The organism is Stenotrophomonas sp. pho (assembly GCF_006228405.1).
GTDB classification, from domain to species: Bacteria; Pseudomonadota; Gammaproteobacteria; order Xanthomonadales; family Xanthomonadaceae; genus Stenotrophomonas; species Stenotrophomonas sepilia.
This window is the reverse complement of the sequence record NZ_CP029759.1, coordinates 1,806,023-1,827,048: the sequence shown is the minus strand read 5'-3', so window position 1 is coordinate 1,827,048 and position 21,026 is coordinate 1,806,023. Positions and strand designations below refer to the sequence as shown.

At 67.1% G+C, this 21,026-nt stretch carries 16 protein-coding genes and 2 pseudogenes; 6 read left to right on the top strand and 12 right to left on the bottom strand.

What is annotated here, in order from left to right; translation table 11 throughout:
• Nucleotides 1-237: 237 nt before the first annotated feature.
• Nucleotides 238-1,112 (bottom strand): annotated as a pseudogene (locus DL544_RS08645) (LysR family transcriptional regulator).
• Nucleotides 1,113-1,214: 102 nt separating this feature from the next.
• On the opposite strand from DL544_RS08645, the gene DL544_RS08640 reads away from it, so the two are divergent.
• Nucleotides 1,215-2,294: a YeiH family protein gene (locus DL544_RS08640; RefSeq protein ID WP_053501305.1), complete on the top strand. Its 1,080-nt coding sequence runs from the start codon at nt 1,215-1,217 to the stop codon at nt 2,292-2,294.
• Nucleotides 2,295-2,396: 102 nt separating this feature from the next.
• Nucleotides 2,397-3,773 (top strand): ATP-dependent RNA helicase DbpA, encoded by a 1,377-nt coding sequence (gene dbpA / locus DL544_RS08635; protein ID WP_139726992.1) that lies wholly within the window; start codon nt 2,397-2,399, stop codon nt 3,771-3,773.
• A gap of 92 nt (nt 3,774-3,865) precedes the next feature.
• On the opposite strand, the gene DL544_RS08630 is transcribed toward dbpA, so the two are convergent.
• The 4 genes from DL544_RS08630 to DL544_RS08615 all read right to left on the bottom strand — a co-directional run bounded on the left by DL544_RS08630 (nt 3,866) and on the right by DL544_RS08615 (nt 7,473).
• A complete protein-coding gene (locus DL544_RS08630; protein WP_065185177.1) occupies nt 3,866-4,402 on the bottom strand; it encodes an adenine phosphoribosyltransferase in 537 nt (178 codons plus the stop codon).
• Between the two features lie 387 nt (nt 4,403-4,789).
• Entirely contained in the window at nt 4,790-6,391 is a 1,602-nt protein-coding gene (locus tag DL544_RS08625; RefSeq protein WP_139728094.1) for a protein adenylyltransferase SelO, read from the bottom strand.
• A complete protein-coding gene (locus DL544_RS08620) occupies nt 6,387-7,076 on the bottom strand; it encodes a glutathione S-transferase family protein (RefSeq protein ID WP_065195926.1) in 690 nt (229 codons plus the stop codon). Before DL544_RS08620 ends, DL544_RS08625 begins: the two co-directional genes overlap by 5 nt.
• Nucleotides 7,077-7,263: 187 nt before the next feature.
• Entirely contained in the window at nt 7,264-7,473 is a 210-nt protein-coding gene (locus tag DL544_RS08615) for a cold-shock protein (protein ID WP_005416210.1), read from the bottom strand.
• Between the two features lie 302 nt (nt 7,474-7,775).
• On the opposite strand from DL544_RS08615, the gene DL544_RS08610 reads away from it, so the two are divergent.
• A complete protein-coding gene (locus DL544_RS08610) occupies nt 7,776-8,264 on the top strand; it encodes a YaiI/YqxD family protein (RefSeq protein ID WP_065185179.1) in 489 nt (162 codons plus the stop codon).
• Nucleotides 8,265-8,277: 13 nt separating this feature from the next.
• Here DL544_RS08610 and DL544_RS08605 read toward each other — a convergent pair whose 3' ends face one another.
• A complete protein-coding gene (locus tag DL544_RS08605) occupies nt 8,278-9,147 on the bottom strand; it encodes a pseudouridine synthase (RefSeq protein WP_065195925.1) in 870 nt (289 codons plus the stop codon).
• Between the two features lie 123 nt (nt 9,148-9,270).
• On the opposite strand from DL544_RS08605, the gene DL544_RS08600 reads away from it, so the two are divergent.
• The 3 genes and pseudogenes from DL544_RS08600 to DL544_RS08590 all read left to right on the top strand — a co-directional run bounded on the left by DL544_RS08600 (nt 9,271) and on the right by DL544_RS08590 (nt 13,160).
• Entirely contained in the window at nt 9,271-9,819 is a 549-nt protein-coding gene (locus tag DL544_RS08600) for a YaeQ family protein (RefSeq protein WP_139726991.1), read from the top strand.
• Nucleotides 9,816-10,999: pseudogene (locus DL544_RS08595) on the top strand (BaiN/RdsA family NAD(P)/FAD-dependent oxidoreductase). Before DL544_RS08600 ends, DL544_RS08595 begins: the two are co-directional and overlap by 4 nt.
• Before the next feature lie 91 nt (nt 11,000-11,090).
• On the top strand, nt 11,091-13,160 hold the full coding sequence (locus tag DL544_RS08590; protein ID WP_005416205.1) for an EAL domain-containing response regulator: 2,070 nt from the start codon (nt 11,091-11,093) through the stop codon (nt 13,158-13,160).
• Between the two features lie 108 nt (nt 13,161-13,268).
• Here the strand turns inward: DL544_RS08590 and fabV are convergent, their stop codons facing one another.
• From fabV to queA, 6 genes are all read right to left on the bottom strand, one after another.
• A complete protein-coding gene (fabV, locus tag DL544_RS08585; protein ID WP_065195923.1) occupies nt 13,269-14,528 on the bottom strand; it encodes an enoyl-ACP reductase FabV in 1,260 nt (419 codons plus the stop codon).
• Between the two features lie 715 nt (nt 14,529-15,243).
• A complete protein-coding gene (secF, locus tag DL544_RS08575; RefSeq protein ID WP_065185182.1) occupies nt 15,244-16,224 on the bottom strand; it encodes a protein translocase subunit SecF in 981 nt (326 codons plus the stop codon).
• Nucleotides 16,225-16,240: 16 nt separating this feature from the next.
• Nucleotides 16,241-18,097: a protein translocase subunit SecD gene (gene secD / locus DL544_RS08570; protein ID WP_065195922.1), complete on the bottom strand. Its 1,857-nt coding sequence runs from the start codon at nt 18,095-18,097 to the stop codon at nt 16,241-16,243.
• Nucleotides 18,098-18,158: 61 nt separating this feature from the next.
• Nucleotides 18,159-18,503 carry a preprotein translocase subunit YajC gene (gene yajC / locus DL544_RS08565; protein ID WP_005416201.1) on the bottom strand — a complete coding sequence of 115 codons (345 nt, stop codon included), beginning with the start codon at nt 18,501-18,503 and terminating at the stop codon, nt 18,159-18,161.
• A 134-nt stretch (nt 18,504-18,637) separates the two neighbouring features.
• On the bottom strand, nt 18,638-19,768 hold the full coding sequence (gene tgt, locus DL544_RS08560) for a tRNA guanosine(34) transglycosylase Tgt (protein WP_014646826.1): 1,131 nt from the start codon (nt 19,766-19,768) through the stop codon (nt 18,638-18,640).
• A gap of 176 nt (nt 19,769-19,944) precedes the next feature.
• Nucleotides 19,945-21,012, bottom strand: a complete 1,068-nt coding sequence (gene queA, locus DL544_RS08555) for a tRNA preQ1(34) S-adenosylmethionine ribosyltransferase-isomerase QueA (protein WP_065185185.1) — start codon at nt 21,010-21,012, stop codon at nt 19,945-19,947.
• Between the last annotated feature and the right edge of the window lie 14 nt (nt 21,013-21,026).

The following is a 21,026-nucleotide window of genomic DNA, read 5'->3' as shown; positions in this document are numbered from 1 at the left end:
GCCATCCATGGCGCCAACGGTCCTGCAGACCCACACCGCCCCGCCTCTGACAGTTTCCCGCGATCTGTCGGAACGGCATTCTGCGCGGGTGGGTGTCGACCTTGGTCGACACGGCAGATCCAGGCCACGCGTGGATGAGCGCTGCAAGGCCTGTCGATCTGTCGGGGTCGGATCCCGTTGCTGCGCAACGGGCTCTGACTCCTTCGTGGAATTCGTGCAGTGCAAGACCGATCCCTGCTACTCCACCTCCCCCAGCAACGCCTGCAACCCCGGCAGCCATTGCTTGCCCGGGTGGCGCACCAGCCACAGGGTGCGCTGAAGGGCGGGCAGCGGCGTCTCGAGCACGCGCAGGCGGCCCAGCGCCAGCGGCTCTTCCAGCGCGTGACGCGAAAGGCAGGCCAATCCGAGGCCGGCGATCGCAGCCTGCTTGATCGCTTCGGTATTGCCCAGCTGCAGGGTCTGGGCGAAGCCGCGCAGGTGCGGCAACAGCGCCTGTTCCACTGCCTCGCGGGTGCCGGAGCCGGGTTCGCGCAGCAGCCAGCGGGCGCGGCGCAGTTCGTCCAACGACCAGCGCGGGGGGCGTCGGCGGCGCCGACGATCACCAGCGGATCCTGCTGCCATGCCGTGACCTGCAAACCGCGCTCATGGCACGGGCCTTCGATCAGGCCGGCGTCGACGTCCAGGCGCTGCACAGCGGCGACTACGCCAGCACTGTTGTCGATGCGCAGGTCGACTTCGGCCTGCGGCGCCTGCCGCAGCAGCTCAGCGATGCGCTGCGGCAGCAGGTAGTTGCCGATGGTGGTACTGGCGGCCAGTACCAACCGCAGCGGTGCCCCTTGCGACGGGTCTCCGCCGGCGGCCAGCTGCCGCTCCAGATCAGCGGCATTGACCAGCAGGGTGCGCGCCGGCTCCAGCAGTGCGCGGCCGTGCCCGTTCAGCGCCAGGCGACGGCCGATGCGGTCGAACAGCGGCGTACCGAAGTGCGCCTCCAGTTCCTGCAGGGCGGCGCTGCTGGCCGACTGCGAGAGCGCGATGGCCTGGCCGGCGGCGGTGGTGCTGCCGTGGTCGGCGATGGCGACGAAGACTTGCAGCTGGCGCAAGGTCAGGCGCATGGCATTTACCCGCTTGATAGGTAGGTTTCACCCATATTATTCGTTTTACAGGTCAGGGACGAAGGCACACGCTTGCCCCGTCACTACAGCCCTACCCCTGCCATGAACGCCCCCGCTCTCTCCTCCTGGTCCCTGCCCGCCCTGCGCCAACGCTGGCAGCCGCGCCTGCCCGGCCTTCTGCTGGTGGGCCTGATCGCGGCGGCATCGCTGTACCTGGCCGAGCTTCCCTGGTTGCAGGCGCATGGCCTGAGTGCACTGACCGTCGCCATCGTGGCCGGCATCGTGGTCGGCAACACCCTGTACCCGCGGCTGGCACCGAGCAGCGCGGCCGGTGTCGGCTTCTCCAAGCACTGGCTGCTGCGCGCCGGCATCGTGCTGTACGGCCTGCGCCTGACCTTCCAGGACATCGGCCATGTCGGCGTCAGCGGCGTGCTGATGGACGTGCTGGTGGTCGCCAGCACCTTCGGCCTGGCCTGCTGGCTGGGCGTACGTGTGTTCAAGATGGAACGCGAGGCGGCAATGCTGATCGGCGCCGGGAGCGCGATCTGCGGTGCGGCAGCGGTGATGGCCGCCGAACCGGTGGTGCGTGGCCGCGCTGCGCAGGTCACTGTCGCGGTTTCTACCGTCGTGGTGTTCGGCACGCTGGCGATGTTCCTGTACCCGGCGCTGTATGCGCTGGTGCAGTCGCACGGCTGGCTGGCGATGGACGCGCGGCAGTACGGCCTGTTCACTGGTGCGACGGTGCACGAAGTGGCGCAGGTGGTGGCCGCCGGCCGCACGGTCAGCGAAGCCGCCGCCGATACTGCGGTGATCACCAAGATGGTGCGGGTGATGCTGCTGGCGCCGTTCCTGGTCGTGTTGTCGTTGTGGCTGGCGCGTGGCGGCAAGGCCGGCGCCGACGGCAGCAAGGCGCGCATCGTAGTGCCGTGGTTCGCGTTCGGTTTCGTGGCAGTGGCCGGTTTCAATTCGCTGCACCTGCTGCCGGCCAGCCTGCAGGCCGGGCTGGTGCAGTTGGATACCGTGCTGCTGGCGATGGCGATGGCCGCGCTGGGCCTGACCACCCATGTCTCGGCGCTGCGCCAGGCCGGCCTGAAGCCACTGCTGCTGGCGCTGATCCTGTTCGCCTGGCTGCTGTTCGGTGGCCTGGCGATCCACCAGGGTGTGTTGGCGGTGCTGGGCTGAGCAGGGCGTGCCGACCAACGGTCGGCACCCACCCGTAGATCCACGCCATGCGTGGATGGCGGCCCAGGACGGGCGCTGCCGCGCAGGCAGGTACAATGCGCCATGACTGACTTCTCGACCCTGCCGCTGAGCCCGGCCCTGCAGCCCGGCCTGGACGCCCTCGGCTACACCACCCTCACCCCCGTGCAGGCGCAGAGCCTGCCGGCCATCCTCGATGGCCACGATGTGATCGCACAGGCGCCGACCGGCAGCGGCAAGACCGCCGCCTTCGGGCTGGGCCTGCTGCAGGCCGTCGACCCCAGCCTGATCCGCGTGCAGGCGCTGGTCCTGTGCCCGACCCGCGAACTCGCCGACCAGGTCGGCAAGCAGATCCGCAAGCTGGCCACCGGCATTCCCAACCTGAAGCTGTTGCTGCTGGTAGGCGGCGTGCCGCTGGGCCCGCAGCTGGCCTCGCTGGAAGGCCACGACCCGCACGTGGTGGTGGGTACGCCCGGCCGCGTGCAGGAGCTGGCACGCAAGCGCGCGCTGAACCTGGGCGCGGTGCGCACGCTGGTGCTGGACGAGGCCGACCGCATGCTCGACATGGGCTTCGAGGAGCCGATCCGCAAGATCGCCGGCCGCACCCACAGGGATCGCCAGAGCCTGCTGTTCTCCGCCACCTTCCCCGACAGCATCCGCGCCATGGCGCGTGACCTGCTGCGCGACGCGGTGGAGGTGACCGTGGAAGGTGCCGACCAGGCACCGGCCATCCGCCACCTGTTCTGCGAGGTGGAACCGGTGCATCGCCAGAAGGCGCTGGCCGGCCTGCTGCTGAAGTACGCGCCGGAATCGGCGGTGGTGTTCTGCAACACCCGCAAGGACGTGGACGAAGTGGCCAACTCGCTGCAGCAGTTCGGCTTCTCCGCACTCGCCCTGCACGGCGACATGGAGCAGCGCGACCGTGAGGAAGTGCTGTTGCGGCTGGCCAACCGCAGCTGCAACGTGCTGGTCGCCAGCGACGTCGCCGCGCGCGGACTGGACGTGGAAGAGCTGGCGGCGGTGATCAACTACGAACTGCCGACCGACGTGGAGAGCTACCAGCATCGCGTGGGCCGTACCGGTCGTGCCGGTGCCAGCGGCCTGGCGATCAGCCTGGTGGCTGGCCGCGAAAAGACCCGCGCCGAAGCCATCGAAGCGCAGCTGGGGCAACCGCTGGACTGGCAGAAGACGCCACTGGCGACCTCGCGCCCGGCCGAGTTGCCGCAGGCGGCGATGCGCACCCTGCGGATTGACGGCGGCAAGACCGACAAGCTGCGCCCGGGCGACATCCTCGGCGCACTGACCGGCGATGCCGGCCTGTCGAGCAAGTTCATCGGCAAGATCGCGATCTTCCCGACCCGCTCCTACGTGGCGATCGCGCGTGAACAGGCCAACAAGGCCGTCGCCAGGCTGGAAGCCGGCAAGATCAAGGGCCGTCGCTTCCGCGTGCGGATGATGTGATTGAAGCCGGGTTGCCAACCACGGTTGGCAACGACCGGCTCCCGGCTCTTCGCTCTGGTAGATGCCAACCTTGGTTGGCATTCACCCTTCGATCAGAACACCAGTTCGGTGTGCAGTGGCAAGCCCGCCTCCCAGCGGGCCCGGCCGCCCAGGCCATCGAGCTCGACCAGCACACCGGCGCCGACCACTTCAACACCCAGGCGGCGCACCAGCGACAACGCAGCGACCAGCGTGCCGCCGGTGGCCAGCACGTCATCGATGATCGCGACGCGGGCACCGGACGGCAACGCGTCGGCGTGCACTTCGATGCAGTCGCTGCGGTACTCCAGCGTGTATTCCTCGCGCAGCACCTGGCCCGGCAGCTTGCCCGGCTTGCGCACCGGCACGAAGCCGACGCCAAGCTCCAGCGCCATCGCGGCGCCGAGGATGAAACCACGCGATTCGATGCCGACCACCGCGTCCAGCTTCTGGTCGCGCCAACGGTCGGCCATCGCGGTGATCGCGCCGCGGAAGTCCTCGCCGTGGGCGAGCAGCGGCATGATGTCCTTGAACAGGATGCCGGGCTTGGGGAAGTCGGCGATGTCGCGCAGGCGGGAGGCCCACTGCGGAGCGACGATGGCGTCGGTCATGTCACATTGGCTATCTGATGGCGGCATAGGGTACCCGTTCCGGGCGCCGGCTGCCTGTTGGGGGTGTTCGGCCGGGCTGCGCCCGGCACCTGCGGTAGTGCCGGCCGCTGGCCGGCAACCTCAACGGCAACAGCAACAGCGTGCATTCTGTGGGATGGCGGGGTGGGTCCGGTTGCAGGGGACGCTGCAAGTACCCCTCCGGGGCCCGGCCCAGCCGCTGGCGGCTGGGCCGGTTTGGGGTTTACGGCGTGTCCTGCAGCCCCACACCGCCCCGCCAGACCATCAACAATCCAGAGCCGCTTTGGCTTTGGCTTTGGCTTTGGCTTTGGCTTTGGATTCGGCCCTTGCCTCTGCGGGTGCAGGGCGCAGCCCTGCCGAAACCCACCCTCAGGAACTGCAGGACAGCATCGAGCAACCGGCGCGGTTGTCGGCCCACGCCGGGCGCTTGCCAGCGAAGTGCTCGAGCCCTGCGCGCTCGGTGTATGGGTCTCGCAGCACGTCCTGCAGCGCATGCACACCGCCGAGGTCACCCTGCTCTGCGCGGTCGATCGCTTCCTGCGCCAACCAGTTGCGCAGCACGTACAGCGGGTTGGCCGCCGTCATCTTCGCCACGCGTTCGCTGGCCGGCAGCGGATCGCTGCGCAGGCGCTCCGCGTAGTCCTGCAGCCAGTGCTGCAACGGTGCCTGCACTGCCTGTCGCCGCGCCTCGTCGTAGTACACCGCGTCCAGAACCGTAGCGTCCGTTGCCGACGGGTCGATGCGCATCAGTGCGCGCCAGGCCAGAGTCATGTCCATGGCACCCTCCTGCATCAGCTGCTGCCAGCGCTGGTAGAGCTGCAGGTCGTCATCGTCGGCCGCGGCCAGCCCCAGCTTTGCCGCGGCATCGCGACGCGTGCAGGCCACGAAGGTGGACTGGAAGGCCGCCAGGCCCACCTGCAGCGGTGCGACATCGGCGAACAGCGGCGACAGCGCCTGGGCCAATCGGCTCAGGTTCCAGTACGCCACCTGCGGCTGGGTGCCGAAGCGGTAGCGGCGCCCCTGGGCGTCGGTGGTGTTCGGCGTCCAGTCCGGATCGAAATCCTCGACCCAGCCATAGGGGCCGTAATCCAGTGTGAGACCGAGCACGGACAGGTTGTCGGTGTTCATCACGCCATGTACGAAGCCGACACGCATCCAGTGCGCGATCATCTCGGCGGTGCGCACCGCGATCTGCGCGAACCAGTCGCCGTACCGTGCCTCGCCCTGCCCCTCCAGCCCGGGGAAATCACGTGCGATGCAGGTGTCCACCAGCTGTTGCAGCAAGGCAGTCTCGCCACGCGAGGCCGGCAGCTCGAACGAACCGAAACGCAGGAACGACGGCGAGACCCGGCACACGATGGCACCAGGCTCGGCACGCGGGTGGCCGTCATAGAACATGTCGCGCACCACCTCCTCGCCGGTACCGACCAGCGACAACGCGCGCGTGGTCGGCACGCCCAGGTGGTGCATCGCTTCGCTGCACAGGAACTCGCGGATCGACGAGCGCAGCACTGCCCGTCCATCGGCACCGCGCGAGTACGGCGTCGGCCCGGCCCCCTTCAGCTGCAGCTCCCAGTGGCGGCCATCGGGTGCCACCAGCTCACCCAGCGAGATCGCACGCCCGTCGCCGAGCTGGCCGGCCCAGTGACCGAACTGATGGCCACCGTAGTTGGCTGCCCACGGCTGCATGCCGGCGTACAGCGTATTGCCGCCGAACACCTGCGCGAAACCTTCGCTTTCGACTTCAGCGGTATTGAAGCCAAGCATTTCGGCGACGTCCGGCGCCCAGGCCAACAGCGTGGGCGCCGTCACCGGGGTCGGCATCACGGGCGACCAGGCGGCACCCAGCACTTCGCGCCTGCGCGGGCCGGATTCGGGGTCACCCGGCAGGGCATGCAGCAGGCGGTTGTCGAAACGGGGCTGTCGGTATCCATGACTCTGGAGGTGGGGGCGACCGCCGCCGGCCTCAATTGCCGCTGAGCGCCTGCAGATGGCCACCGTGGGCCTCGGCGCGCTGGTAAGCAGGCCGCTCGCTGATGCGCTTGAGGAAGCCACGCAGTGCCGGCTTGCCGTCGAGACCGCCACCGCGCGCGGCAGCAGCCTGGATCGGGAAGCTCATCTGGATGTCGGCCGCACTGAAGCGCTCGCCGGCAAACCATGGGCTTTCGGCCAGGCGGCGCTCCATCCAGTCCAGGTGCAGGCGCCGCTGCGGCCCAACGAAGCCCCGCTCGGCCTTGTCGGCAATGCTGCGTGCAATCGGGCGTGCGAAGAATGGCATGGTCGCATTACGGATGCGGCCCATCACCAGGGTCAGCAGCAGCGGCGGCATCGCCGAGCCTTCGGCATAGTGCAGCCAGTAGCGGTACGCGATGCGTTCGGTGCCGTCGGCCGGCATCGGTGACGGCGACAGCTGGCGCTGCGTGTCGTAACGGTCAGCGAGATAGTCGAGGATCGCCCCGGACTCGGCCAGTACCAGCTCGCCATCCTGCAGCACCGGCGACTTGCCGAGCGGATGCACGTTGCGCAGTTCCGGCGGCGCCAGCAGCGTCTTCGGATCGCGCGGATAGCGGCGCAGTTCGTAGTCCAGCCCCAACTCCTCCAGCATCCACAGCACGCGCAGGGAACGGGAGTTTTCCAGGTGATGAACGATGCGCATGGGGACGATCCTTGGGAAGGCCGCCATCCTACCGCGCCGGCTGCATGCCCTTTGTAGAGTCGAGCCCTGCTCCACTGTCCTTGAGAACAGTCGAGCGTGGCTCGATTTCTACAAAAAACAGCGGGCAATAAAAAACGCCGGAAGCTCTCGCCTCCGGCGTTCTGGCTACCCAACGGTAGCAGACGGATTAGACCGCCTGCACCTGGTCAGCCTGCATACCCTTCTGACCCTGGACGGCGATGAAGGTAACCTTCTGGCCTTCCTGCAGGGTCTTGAAGCCGGTGCCCTGGATCGCGCGGAAGTGCACGAACAGGTCCGGGCCGCTTTCCGGGGTGATGAAGCCGAAGCCCTTGGCGTCGTTGAACCACTTGACGGTGCCGGTCTGACGTTCAGACATTTTACTAACTCCTGAAACACATGTTGAAAAAAATCGCAGCCACCGGGTATCGGGGCCGAGACTGAGTTGCAGGCGTTGGTAAAGCGGATCGATGAGCGGATCGTGAGATCAACTGCACCAGGCCACGATTCACGGTGACCCTAGCAAACACAGTGGGTCGCACGATACGCGTGTTTTCTGCAAAAAGCGATAGTCCCGACGTTCATGGGAACACGTCACCCGCTAGGCGTGACAAGGGTTGGCAGCCAATCGCGGCTAACCCCGAGCCCCCATTCAGGTTTTTCCCACCCTACACTGGGTAAATGACTGAAGCTGAAATCCCCGCTGAACACGCGTCTCCCCGCATCTGGGTGGACGCGGACGCCTGCCCCACCGTCATTCGCGACATCCTGTTCCGGGCCGCCGAACGGGTCGGGATCGAGCTGACCCTGGTCGCCAACCAGTGGATCCGCACCCCGCCGTCGCGCTGGCTGCGCTCGATCCAGGTACCGCAGGGCCTGGACGTGGCCGACAGCGCCATCGTCGAGCGGGTCGCCGCCGGAGACCTGGTCGTCACCCAGGACATCCCGCTGGCTGCGCTGGTGCTGGAGAAGAGGGCCGTGGCGCTGAACCCGCGCGGCCAGCTGTACACCCCGAACAACATGGCCGAGCGGCTGTCGATGCGCAATTTCATGGAGGAACTGCGCGGCGCCGGGGTCCAGACCGGCGGACCGCCGCCCCTGGGGCCCCGCGACCGGCAGCTGTTCGCCGCCGAGCTGGACCGCTGGCTGGCGCGACGCCCGGCCCGCTGAGCGCCTGGCCGCCCTACGCCGGAAGGCTCAGGCTGCGGCCGCTGCTGAACGCCCGTCGTTCGCCGCTCAATGGGTCGTCGAAGGCCAGGGCCCGCGCCAGCAGCTGCAGCGGCGCCTCGGCGACGTTCGGCGGACGTTGCCGAAGCTGCGGGTACAGGTCGTCACCCATGATCGGCGCCCCCAGCATGGCCATGTGCACGCGCAGTTGATGCTTGCGGCCGGTCTCCGGCAGCAGCCGGTAGCGCCAGATCGGCCCTTCGGCCTCGATCAGCTCGATCCGGCTGCGCGCATTGGGCTCACCGGGCACTTCGGACATGCGGAAGAACGGCTCGCCCGGCACCAACCGGCTGTCCCGCTGCAACGGAAACGCCAGCCCCGGCAGCGCCGGTGCCAGGGCCTCATAGGCCTTCTCGATGCGCCGATCACGGAACAGGCGCTGGTAAGCATCGCGCGACGCTCGCTGGGTCGAGAACATCACCAGCCCGGCCGTCAGCCGATCCAGCCGGTGCAGCGGTACCAGATCGGCATTGCCGGTGCGGGCGACCAGCCGCGCCAGCAGCGTCTCGCGCACATGCCCACCCGCAGGTGTCACCGGCAGGAAATGCGGCTTGTCGGCCACCAGCAGGTGCGCATCCAGATGGACGATGGTCTCGACAAAGGGAATCACCGGTTCGTCGGCCACCTCGCGGAAGTACTGGATCTCCCGCCCGACCTGCCAGGGCGTGTCCGCAGTGAGCGCCCTGCCCTGCGCATCCAGCACACGGCCACGCGCGAAGCGATCCTGCCATTGCGCGGGCGCGATGCGCGGGAAACGTGCACACAGGCCATCCAGCAGGGTGGCCCAGGGCCCGGGCGGCAACTGCAGTCGGCTGGGCAAGGTCATGGCGTCCACTCCGGCCACGGGAAAGAACGCAAGCGTGCCACCGTTGACGCTGCGCAGACAGCCCGGCCACGGACACCCCCGGAGCAAACCTCTATCATTGTCGTCTTTAGTCCACGGACCCCCATGGCTCTTACCGCCACCATCCGCAAGGCCGAACTGCAGATCAGCGACATGGATCGCGGCTACTACTCGACCCACAACCTGACCCTGGCCCAGCATCCGTCCGAGACCGACGAGCGCCTGATGGTGCGCCTGCTCGCCTTCGCGCTGAACGCCGGCGACCGCCTGGAGTTCGGCCGCGGCCTGAGCACCGATGACGAACCCGACCTGTGGGAACACGACTACACCGGCGACATCCTGCAGTGGATCGACCTGGGCCATCCGGACGAATCGCCCATCCGCAAGGCCAGCAACCGCAGCCGCCAGGTGCAGGTGGTCAACTATGGCGGCAACGCCTCGGAGATCTGGTGGGGCAAGCAGGGCAAGGGCCTGGCGCGCTTCGACAATCTTTCGGTGGTCGATCTCGACGGTGCCTTCGTAGAGCTGTGGGGCCAGCAGATCCAGCGCGCGATGCGCTGGAGCGTGCTGATCCAGGACGGTGAAGTGCAGCTGCTCAACGATCAGATGCAGCTCGACGTGATCCCGACCTGGCGCAAGCGCGCCAAGGCATGAACACGATCCGTTGTGACGTGGTGGTCATCGGCGCCGGCGCAGCCGGGCTCATGACCGCGATCACGGCTGGCCAGCGCGGCCGCCAGGTGCAGGTGATCGACCATGCCAACAAGGTCGGCAAGAAGATCCTGATGTCCGGCGGTGGCCGCTGCAACTTCACCAACACCGGCACCACCCCGGCCAACTTCCTGTCGGCCAACCCGCACTTCTGCAAGTCGGCGCTGGCCCGCTACACGCCCTGGCACTTCATCGAGTTGGTGCACAAGCACGGCATCGCGTATCACGAAAAGGAACTGGGGCAGCTGTTCTGCGATGTCTCCTCCAAGCAGATCGTGAAGATGCTGGTGGACGAATGCAGGCGGCCGGCGTGCAGATCCGTACCGACTGCAGCGTGCAGCGCATCGAGCATGGCAGCGATGGTTTCCGCGTGCACACCACGCACGGGCTGTTCCATTGCGCCTCGCTGGTGGTTGCCACCGGCGGCCTGTCGATTCCCAGCATGGGGGCCAGCGGCTTTGGCTATGAAGTGGCCCGCCAGTTCGGCCACCAGGTGCTGCCGACCCGCGCCGGGCTGGTGCCGCTGACCCTCAGCGGCAAGCACCAGGAACGGTTGGCCGACCTCAGCGGCGTGGCGCTACCGATCGAAGCGCGCTGCAACGGCAAGAGCTTCCAGAACTTCATGCTGCTGACCCACCGTGGCGTGAGCGGTCCGGCCATCCTGCAGATCTCTTCGTTCTGGCGGCCCGGCGATGCGCTGGAGCTGGACCTGTTGCCGGGCCAGGATGCCGGCGAGTGGCTGCGCCAGATGAAGCGCGACCGCCCCGCCGCCGAGCTGCGCACGGGGCTGGGCGAGGTACTGCCGAAGCGGCTGGCACAGCGGCTGTGCGAGCACTGGCTGCCCAACCGCCCCGTGCGCCAGCTGGACGAGCCGGTGCTGCGCCAGGCTGCGCAGCTGCTGGGCGCATTCCCGCTGGTGGCCAGCGGCACCGAAGGCTACCGCACCGCCGAGGTCACCCTGGGCGGCGTGGACACCGCCGAAGTGTCATCCTCAACGATGGAATCCAAGCGCGTCCCCGGCCTGCACTTCGTTGGCGAGGTGCTGGACGTGACCGGCTGGCTGGGCGGCTACAACTTCCAATGGGCCTGGGCCAGCGGCCACGCAGCGGGCGGCGTGGTGTGAACCACTTCGCCGTTCCATGCGCGCAAGGGGTACGCGCATGGACGGTTCGCCGCGCATCGTGTATCTAGATTCGCAGATTGGGGAGCAGTGCATGCAGAACGCGAACGACATCACCATCCGCCTGCTGATCGTCGATGACAGCGGCGAGAATGCCGAAGCCATCGTCAGCACCCTGCGCAACAGCGGCATCGCGGTACGCCCGTGGCGCCCGCAGGATGCGGCCGAGCTGGCCCAGGTGCTGACCAGCCAGGCCATCGACCTGGTGCTGGCCTCGCCGTCGCAGGGCATTCCGCTGCAGCTGGCAGCCCAGCACATCGCCGCCAGCGGCAAGGACATCCCGCTGGTGCTGCTGGCCGAGCGCATCGACGAGGACGAACTGGTGCAGGCCAGCAGCCATGGCATCCGTGCCCTCGCCCTGCGCCAGCGCCCCGAGCACCTGCTCGCCGTGGTCCGCGACCAGTGGGTCGACCTGCAGGCACGCCGCGGCCTGCGCCGCATCGAGGCGCAGATGCGCGAGACCGAGCGCCGCTGCGACGCGCTGATCGCCTCCTCGCGCGACCCCATCGCCTACGTGCATGAAGGCATGCACATCCGCGCCAACGACGCCTACCTGGAGATGTTCGGCTACGAGCAATTCGACGACATCGAAGGCATTTCGCTGCTGGACATGGTCGCTGCCCAACACGTGGAGGGCTTCAAGCAGCTGCTGAAGGGCCTCAGCCGTGGCGAGGCGCCGCCGCCGCAGTACCAGCTCGACGCGCGCCACCAGGACGGCAGTGCGTTCCCGGCGACGATGGAATTTGCGGCGGCCACCTACGAAGGCGAGTCCTGCCTGCAGGTGGTGCTCCGCCGCCGCATGGAGTTCGACCCCGAGCTGGCACGCGAGGTCGAGGACCTGCGCCAGCGCGACCAGGTCACCGGCCTGCTCAATCGCCCGACCTTCATGCTGCAGCTGGAAAGCGCGGTGGCCCAGGCCGGGCGCAGCGAGGGCCAGTTCGGCCTGCTGCTGATCGAGCCGGACCACTACGCGCGCCTGCTGCCGGATATCGGCCTGGCCTCGGCCGATACCCTGATCGGCGCCCTCGCCGCCCTGCTGGCCGAAGTGGTTGGCGAGGACGCGCAACTGGCCCGTTTCGGCGAACACAATTTCGCCGTGCTGCAGGCCGGACCCTACGCACAGACCGTGGCGCTGGCCGAGCGCATCCGAGAAGCCTACGCCGCGCACGTCTTCAGCATCGGCGCACGCTCGGCCACGGTGACGGTCAGCATCGGTGGCGTGCAGGTCGGTGAGAAGATCGCCAGCATCGGCCAGGTGCTGGCGCGCGCCAGCGAATGCACCCAGGCTGCAGCCGAGCTGGGTAACACCTGCCGCATCTTCGACCCGGCTGCCGCCGACCGTGTCGAGGAAGAGCGTGTGCAGCGCTGGGTGGCGCGCATCCGCGAGGCGCTGGCCGGCGACGGTTTCCAGCTTCACTACCAGCCGGTGCTGAACCTGCAGGGCGAACCACTGGAACTGTACGAAGCCTATCTGCGCCTGGAAAACAACGGCGAGCTGCTGAGCCCGACCGCGTTCCTGGGCATCGCCGAGGAACACGGCCTGCTGGCCGACATCAACCGCTGGGTGGTTTCGCAGGCGATCGCGGTGCTGGGCGAACGCGCACGTGCGGGTCATGCCACCCAGGTGCTGGTGAAGGTCACGCCGGAATCGTTCGATGACCCACAGATGATCGCCACCCTGCACCGCGAACTGCAGGCACAGGGCGTGCCCGGCGAACGGCTGTGGCTGCATGCACCGGAAGCGAAGGTGTTCACCCACCTGCGCAGTGCACAGCAATTCCTTGCCGAAGTGGCGCCACTGGGCTGCCGCATCGGCCTGGAGCAGTTCGGTTCCGGGCTGGACTCGTTCCAGCTGCTGGCCCACTTCCAGCCGCAGTTCCTCAAGCTGGACCGGGGCTTCACCAGCGACCTGGCTGCCACCCGCGAGAACATCGACCGCATCAGCCAGATCACTGCGCGTGCTCAGGAAGCGGGCATCCGCACCATCGCCGAATTCGTCAGCGATGCCAACTCGATGACGCTGCTGTTCAGTGCCGGCGTGGATTACGTGCAGGGCGACTTTGTCGGCCCGGCGTTGCCGGAGATGGGGTTCGAATTCGGGTAACCGAGGGTAGTGCCGGCCGCTGGCCGGCAGCCTCAGGTACCCGGGGTTGCCGGCCAGCGGCCGGCACTACCAAACCAGAAGGCCGGCTTTCGCCGGCCTTCTGCTTGATCAGGTCATGTCGACCAGGTTGCCGATCTTCACGTCCGGGTTGACGTCGGCCTCGTAGTCGACGCCCTCCACGCCAAAACCGAACAGACGCAGGAAGTCGGCCTTGTAACCGGCCAGGTCGCTGATTTCGTACAGGTTCTCGTTGGTCACCTGTGGCCACAGCGCGACCACCTTGCCCTGCACGTCTGCGGCCATTTCCTTGTAGTCCGCACGCAGGCGGCCTTCCTCATCGACCAGCGCGACGGTGTGGCCGTCGCCATCGACCAGGTCGTGGCGCAGGCGATCGACCGCCACGCCATCGGACTTGCCGCCGTAAAGGATGTCGTACAGCACGTCGAGCTGCTCGATGCAGCCTTCGTGGGTGCCCTTTTCCTTCATCACCTTGAACAGCAGCGACAGGTACAGCGGCATGGTCGGAATGGCCGAGCTGGCCTGGGTCACGACGGCCTTCAGCACCGACACGCGCGCGTCGCCGCCGATTCTCGCCAGCTTTTCGCGCAGGCCCAGCACCTTGGTGTCCAGGTCCTTCTTGGCCGCGCCGATCGAGCCATTCCAGTAGATCGCCTGGGTGATCTCTTCGCCCACGTAGGTGAAGGCCGTGGTGGTACAACCATTGGCCAGCACGCCGGCATCGGCCAGCGCATCGATCCACATCTGCCAGTCCTCGCCGCCCATCACCGCGACGGTGCCGGCGATTTCTTCCGGGGTGGCCGGCTGCAGGGTGGTCTCGGTGATCACTTCCTTGTCGGTATCCAGCCCGCGCAGGGTGATCGGCTCGCCGATCGGCTTCAACGTGGAGCTGATGATCTCGCCGGTCTTCGGGTGCTTGCGGCGCGGCGCTGCCAGGCTGTAGACAACCTGGTCGACCTGGCCCAGATCGGCCTTGATCATTTCGATGGTCTTCGCCTTCACTTCATCGGAGAAGGCATCGCCATTGATGCTCTTGGCGTACAGGCCGGCTTCGTCGGCGTACTTGTGGAACGCGGCCGAGTTGTACCAGCCCGCGGTACCCGGCTTGGTCTCGCTGCCCGAGCGTTCGAAGAAGATGCCGAGGGTGGCAGCACCACTGCCGAAGGCAGCGGTGATGCGTGCGGCCAGGCCGTAGCCGGTGGACGCGCCGATCACCAGCACACGCTTGGGACCGTTCTGGATCGGCGGGCGCGCACGGATGTAGTCGATCTGCTGCTTGACCGCGGCCTCGCAGCCGGTCGGGTGGGTGGTGACGCAGATGAAGCCGCGGACGCGCGGTTTGATGACCATGGATACCTCGGGTTGGCAGATGCGGCGCGCAGGGCGCTCAGCAGGAGTAAGGGCGCGCACGCGCGCGAACCGCAGGATCGTAGTGCGCGGGGGAAGATTGCACAACCGACGCTGGCGTAGGGTGGGGTTTCTTTTGCAGGGCTTGCAGCCCTGCACCCGCATAAGCAACAGCAACGGCCGAAGCAACGTCAAAAGCCGGGCTACTGAGGGATGCCGGGGTGGGTCCGGTTGCGGGGGACGCCGTTAACCCGTCCATGGGGGCTTGGCCGCGGCATCCATGCCGCGGACACCCCGCAACCGGACCCACCCCGCCTTTGACAGTCTTCCGCGATCTGTCGGAACAGCTCTTGGGGTCAGATCCGTTTTCTGAAGGAAAACGGATCTGACCCCAGAATTGTTTCGATATCTGACAAATGTGTCGACCCAGGTCGACACCTACCGACAGCCGCGTGAACCCGTCGAAGGTGGGTCGGTGTCGGAGTGCGGGGTGTCAGCCGCATGGATGCGGCTGCCAAGCCTACACGGACGTACTTGCGGCGTCCCCGCACTCCGACACCGCCCCGCCCACCCACGGAAGGCACGCTCTTGCTGTTGCTGTTGCTGTTGCTGTTGCCGGCCAGCGGCCGGCACTACCGTGGGTGCAGGGCTGCAAGCCCTGCAACACAAAAAACCCCGCTTGCGCGGGTTCTCTGTGGGTTGCGTGCAGCGCGAACGGTTACGGGCGACGGGCCAGGGCCTCAACGTCCTTCGCCTTCGGCAGCAGGTCCTGCTTGCTGACGCGCAGGAAACCGATCGTCAGCATCGGCACTGCCACCAGGATCGAGGACAGCACCACGATCACCGCACCGATCATATGCGTCTCGGCCAGGCCTTCCATCGAGCTGCCGCCGTACAGGTACAGGGCAAGCGCGGACAGGAAGAACATCACCGCAGTGATCACCGTACGCGACAGCGTCTGGTTGATCGAACGGTTCAGCACTTCCATCGAATCCACGCGCAGGCTGCGGAAGTTCTCACGGACGCGGTCGAAGACCACGATGATGTCGTTGATCGCAAAGCCCATCACCGACAGCAGGCCGGCCAGCACGGTCAGGTCGAACTCACGGCCCAGCAGGGACACGTAAGCGACCGTCACGATCAGGTCGAACATCGCCACGATGCTGGCGGTGACCGCGAACTTCCACTCGAAGCGCACTGCGATGTAGATCAGGAAGCCGGCCAGCATGAAGATGGTGGCATACAGGCCATTCATCGCCAGGTCCTTGCCGATCTGCGGGCCCACGAACTCGTTGCGGAGCACGGTGGCCTGATTGTCGGCAGTGGACAACGCCTTCACCACGGCAGCGGCCGTGGCCTTGTCCTCGTGGGCGGCGTCGCCGGTACCCGGAGCATGCTCGCCGTGCGGGGCCAGGCGGATCAGCAGGTCGGTGTTGCCACCCACGCTCTGCACCTGGGCGCCTTCGAAGCCACTCTGCTCGAGCTTGGTGCGGACCTGCTCAACATCCACCGCCTTGTCGAAGCGGGCTTCGATCAGGGTGCCGCCGGTGAAGTCCAGCGCGTAGTTGAAGCCCTTGATGCCGATGATGGCGACCGAGGCCAGGAACACCACGATGGTGACTGCCATGGCGACATGGCGCCAGCGCATGAAGTCGATCTTGGTGTCGTTCGGGAGGATGTGCAGCGGAAACAGTTTCATTGTGCGTGTCGTCCCGTCAGATGGCCACGTTCTGGAGCTTCTTGCGACGGCCGTAGATCAGCGTCGCCAGCGCACGCGACACGGTGATCGCGGTGAACATGGAGGCGAAAATACCGATGATCATGGTCAGCGCGAAGCCCTTCAGCGGACCGGTACCGAATGCAAACAGCGCCACGCCGACGATCAGGCCGGTCAGGTTGGCGTCGAGGATGGTGCCCGAGGCACGCTCGTAACCGGTCACGATCGCCGTCTTGCCCGGCACACCGGCTCGCAGCTCTTCACGGATACGCTCGTTGATCAGCACGTTGGCGTCCACCGACAGGCCGACCGACAACGCCAGGCCGGCAAAGCCCGGCAGGGTCATGGTGGCACCGAACAGCGACATCACCGCCACTACGATCAGCAGGTTGAACAGCATCGCTGCCGAGGTGATCACACCGAACATGCGGTAGTACACGCTGAAGAACACCAGGGTGAACAGGAACGCGAACACCACCGCGCGCATGCCGTTCTTGACGTTCTCGGCGCCGAGGCTCGGGCCGACCACGCGCTCCTCGACGAAGTCCATCGGCGCAGCCAGCGAACCCGACTTCAGCAGCTTGGCCAGGTCTTCGGCTTCCTTCTTCTGCAGGCCGGTGGTCTGGAAGTTCTTGCCGAACACGCCGTTGATGTTGGCCACCGAGATCACTTCCTCGTTGACCTTGAAGCCACGCACTTCCTGGCCGTCGACGACGGTCACGGTCGGCACGCGCTCGGTGTAGACCACCGCCATCGGCTTGTTCACGTTGGCGCTGGTGAAGTCGAACATGCGCTGGCCACCGACGTTGTTCAGCGTCACGCTGACCGCCGGCGAGCCGCTGTTCGAATCGGTCACCGCCTGCGCACCAACCATCTGGTCACCGGTGACGATCACGCGCTTGTTCAGCAGGATCGGGCCACGGCCGTCGCGCTGCTGGTAGACCTTCGCTTCCGGCGGAATGCGGCCGGAGTTGATGGCGTCCTGCGCATTGCCTTCAACCACCGCACGGTATTCCAGGGTGGCGGTGGCACCGATCATGCGCTTGGCTTCGGCGGTGTCCTGCACGCCGGGCAGCTGCACGACCACGCGGTCGGCACCCTGGCGCTGGATGATCGGCTCAGCCACGCCGAGCTGGTTCACGCGGTTGCGCAGGGTGTTGATGTTCTGCTCGATGGCACCATTGGAGATCTGCGCGATCTCGGTATCGGGCACGGTCACCGTGATGCGGTTGCCGCTGACGTCGTAGCCGAGGGTCGGCTGCGCCTTGACCAGCGCGGCGCGGGCGCGCTGCGCGGCGTCATCGCCGGCGGATGGGCTCAGGTTGGCCACGATGCTGTTGTCGGCGCGGCGTTCCACCGACTGGTAGGCGATGCGCGCGTCACGCAGGGTGCTGCGCACGTCTTCGGTATAGGCATCCAGGCGCTTGTCGAGGGCAGCCTTCTGGTCGACCTGCAGCACGAAATGCACGCCGCCCTGCAGGTCCAGGCCCAGCACCATCGGGCGACCGCCGAGGTTGGCCAGCCAGTCCGGCACGGTCGAAGCCAGGTTCAGCGCCACGGTGTACTTCTCGCCGACGGTGTCACGCAGGGCGTCGCTGGCAGCGGACTGCGACTTCAGGTCCGACAGGCGGACGATCAGGCTTTCCCCTTCCTTGTCGGCACCGATGGTGGCGATGCCGGCCTTTTTCAGGTCGGCCAGCACACGGTCGCGCAGCGCATCGTCGATCTGCCCGCCACGGTTGGCGGTGATCTGGATGGCCGGGTCCTTCTGGTAGATGTTGGGCAGCGCGTACAGCGCGCTGAGCGCCAGTACGATCAGGATGACGACGTACTTCCAGCGTGGAAATTCGAGCATTGCTTGGGTCCCGCGCGGCGCCATCCCCGGCGCCGCGGTTGTGCTTCGGAAAGGGAGTGGCTTACTTGGCCGAATCCAGGGTGCCGGTCGGCAGCACGCTGCCGACAGCGCCCTTCTGCACGCGGATGCGCACGTTGTCGGCCACTTCGACGGTGATGAAGTGGTCGCCGATGTCGGTGACCTTGCCGGCGATGCCGCCGTTGGTCAGCACTTCATCGCCGCGCTTGATCTTCTCCAGCATGGCCTTGTGCTCCTTCTGCCGCTTCATCTGCGGGCGGATCATCAGGAAGTACATGATGGCGATCAGGATGATCGGGAACAGCAGCGTGGTCAGGCCCATGCCCTGCGGTTGGCCGCCGGCGGCCTGGGCGTGGGCGGCGGGAATCAGGAAAGCAAGCAGGTTCATCGTTGGTCCTTTGGTTGGGCGGCGCTCCCGTCCCTTGAGGGGCGGGGGTGTCGACCGCGGATCTGGGTCAGCCTTGAAGTATGCCACGGCCCCGGGCGTTCGTCCTTGGGCCGTTCGGCAGGGGGGCGCCGGGGTTACAGCGGCGGGGCCACCGCTCCGCGTGCCGCGTAGAAGGACTCGCGGAAGGCCAGGAAGGTTCCCGCCTCGATCGCGGCACGGATGTCGGCCATGAGCTTTTCGTAATAGAAAAGGTTGTGCAGGGTGCCCAGCATCGGCGCCAGCATCTCGTTGCAGCGGTCCAGGTGGCGCAGGTAGGACCGGGTGTAACCGCCGGTGCAGGCCACGCAGCCGCAGCCCGGCTCGATCGGGTCCATGTCCCGCGCGTACTGGGAATTGCGGATGCGAACGGTGCCGAACGAGGTGAAATAGTGGCCGTTGCGCGCATTACGGGTCGGCATCACGCAGTCGAACATGTCCACGCCGCGTGCCACGCCCTCGACCAGGTCCTCCGGCCGGCCCACGCCCATCAGGTAACGCGGGCGGTCGCCCGGCAGCTCCGGATCCAGGTGGTCGAGCATGGCGTTGCGCTCGTGCTCCGGCTCGCCCACGGCCAGGCCGCCGATGGCGTAGCCGTCGAAGCCGATCGCCTGCAGGGCGTCGGCCGAGCGGCTGCGCAGGTCGGTGTGCACGCCCCCCTGGACGATGCCGAACAAGGCCGCGTCGTTGCCCAGCTCGTCATGCGCGTTGCGGCTGCGCTGGGCCCAGCGCAGGCTCAGCTCCATGGAACGGCGGGCAACGTCTTCGGTGGCCGGGTACGGGGTGCACTCGTCGAAGATCATCACGATGTCCGAATCGAGCACCTTCTGGATCTTCATGCTCTCCTCGGGACCGAGGAACACCCGGGCGCCGTCGGTGGGCGAGGCAAAGGTCACGCCCTGCTCGGTGATCTTGCGTCGATGGGCCAGCGAGAACACCTGGAAACCACCGGAGTCGGTCAGGATCGGGCCATCCCAGCGGCAGAAGCCGTGCAGCCCGCCGTGGTCGGCGATGATGTCCAGGCCGGGGCGCAGGTACAGGTGGAAGGTGTTGCCGAGGATGATCTCGGCGCCCAGCGCCCGCACCTGGTCCGGCAGGATGCCCTTGACCGAGCCATAGGTCCCCACCGGCATGAAGGCCGGCGTTTCCACCGTGCCACGCGGGAAGGTCAGGCGGCCACGGCGGGCACGGCCATCGCGGGTCTGGAGCTGGAACTGCAGTCGGGACATGGAGCGGTCATTCGGGCAAATAGTTGCTCATTGTCTCCCAAAACCGGCTCGACCGCCCATTCAGGCCTGAACGGCACGGCAGTAGAGCCATGCCATGCGTGGCTTTCCTGGTCTCCAGGCACCTGCAAGTGCGCACCAACGGTGCGCACCCACCACAAGCAAGCAGAGGTCAGCCCCTACTCCGCCTGCGGGAACAGCAGCATTGCGTCGCCGTAGCTGAAGAAGCGGTAGCGTTGCTCGATCGCGTGCCGGTAGGCCTCGAACACGCGGTCCTTGCCTGCAAACGCCGAGATCATCATCAGCAGCGTGCTTTCCGGCAGGTGGAAATTGGTCACCATCGCGTCGACGCTGCGGATGCGGTAGCCCGGGGTGATGAAGATCTGGGTCTCGCCGGCGAACGGCAGCAGCTCGCCATCGCGCATCGCGCTTTCCAGCGCGCGCACCACGGTGGTGCCGACGCCGATCACCCGGCCGCCGCCGGCGCGCGTGCGCCGCACCTGCTGCACCAGTTCGGCGCCGACGTTCAGCCACTCGCGGTGCATAACGTGGTCCTTCAGGTCATCGGCGCGCACCGGCTGGAAGGTGCCCGCACCCACATGCAGGGTGACGTGGCCGAACTCCACGCCCTTGTCCTTCAGCGCCGCCAGCAGCGGCTCGTCGAAATGCAGGCCGGCGGTCGGTGCTGCCACCGCGCCTACCTCGCGCGCGAACACGGTCTGGTACCGCTCGCGGTCGTCCACGCCCGGCTCGCGCTGGATGTAGGGCGGCAACGGCAGGCGGCCGGCATGCAGCAGCCACTGCTCCAGCGACTCCGGCACATGGAACTGCAGCACGTAGAACTCGCCATCGCGGCCCAGCACCTCGGCTTCGCCACCGGCATCCAGCGCGATGCGACTGCCGGCCTTCGGCGACTTGCTGGCGCCGACCTGCGCACGCGCCTGCTGACCGCCGAGCAGGCGCTCGATCAGGATCTCCACGCGGCCGCCGCTGGCCTTCTGCCCGAACAGGCGCGCCGGAATCACCCGGGTGTCGTTGAACACCAGCAGGTCGCCCGGCTGCAGCAGCGACGGCAGGTCACGCACCTGCAGGTCGGTGAAGGCGGCAGGTGCCGGCGGTACCAGCAGCAGGCGGCTGGCGGAGCGTTCGGCCAGGGGAGCCTGCGCGATCAGTTCAGCCGGCAGGTCGTAGTGGAAATCGGACTTCTTCAAGGCGGTGGGCGGCAACAGGTCGACAATGGCGCGCATTGTACGTCCAGCGT

Coding starts and splice junctions, on each gene's coding strand:
- DL544_RS08630 (WP_065185177.1), bottom strand. CDS start 4,402: ATGACCGACGCCATCGTCGCTCCGCAGTGGGCCTCCCGCCTGCGCGAC.
- yajC (WP_005416201.1), bottom strand. CDS start 18,503: ATGAACCTGCTTGCTTTCCTGATTCCCGCCGCCCACGCCCAGGCCGCC.
- fabV (WP_065195923.1), bottom strand. CDS start 14,528: ATGGTCATCAAACCGCGCGTCCGCGGCTTCATCTGCGTCACCACCCAC.
- DL544_RS08590 (WP_005416205.1), top strand. CDS start 11,091: ATGCAGAACGCGAACGACATCACCATCCGCCTGCTGATCGTCGATGAC.
- secF (WP_065185182.1), bottom strand. CDS start 16,224: ATGAAACTGTTTCCGCTGCACATCCTCCCGAACGACACCAAGATCGAC.
- secD (WP_065195922.1), bottom strand. CDS start 18,097: ATGCTCGAATTTCCACGCTGGAAGTACGTCGTCATCCTGATCGTACTG.
- DL544_RS08615 (WP_005416210.1), bottom strand. CDS start 7,473: ATGTCTGAACGTCAGACCGGCACCGTCAAGTGGTTCAACGACGCCAAG.
- DL544_RS08605 (WP_065195925.1), bottom strand. CDS start 9,147: ATGACCTTGCCCAGCCGACTGCAGTTGCCGCCCGGGCCCTGGGCCACC.
- DL544_RS08620 (WP_065195926.1), bottom strand. CDS start 7,076: ATGCGCATCGTTCATCACCTGGAAAACTCCCGTTCCCTGCGCGTGCTG.
- DL544_RS08640 (WP_053501305.1), top strand. CDS start 1,215: ATGAACGCCCCCGCTCTCTCCTCCTGGTCCCTGCCCGCCCTGCGCCAA.
- DL544_RS08600 (WP_139726991.1), top strand. CDS start 9,271: ATGGCTCTTACCGCCACCATCCGCAAGGCCGAACTGCAGATCAGCGAC.
- tgt (WP_014646826.1), bottom strand. CDS start 19,768: ATGTCCCGACTGCAGTTCCAGCTCCAGACCCGCGATGGCCGTGCCCGC.
- dbpA (WP_139726992.1), top strand. CDS start 2,397: ATGACTGACTTCTCGACCCTGCCGCTGAGCCCGGCCCTGCAGCCCGGC.
- queA (WP_065185185.1), bottom strand. CDS start 21,012: ATGCGCGCCATTGTCGACCTGTTGCCGCCCACCGCCTTGAAGAAGTCC.
- DL544_RS08610 (WP_065185179.1), top strand. CDS start 7,776: ATGACTGAAGCTGAAATCCCCGCTGAACACGCGTCTCCCCGCATCTGG.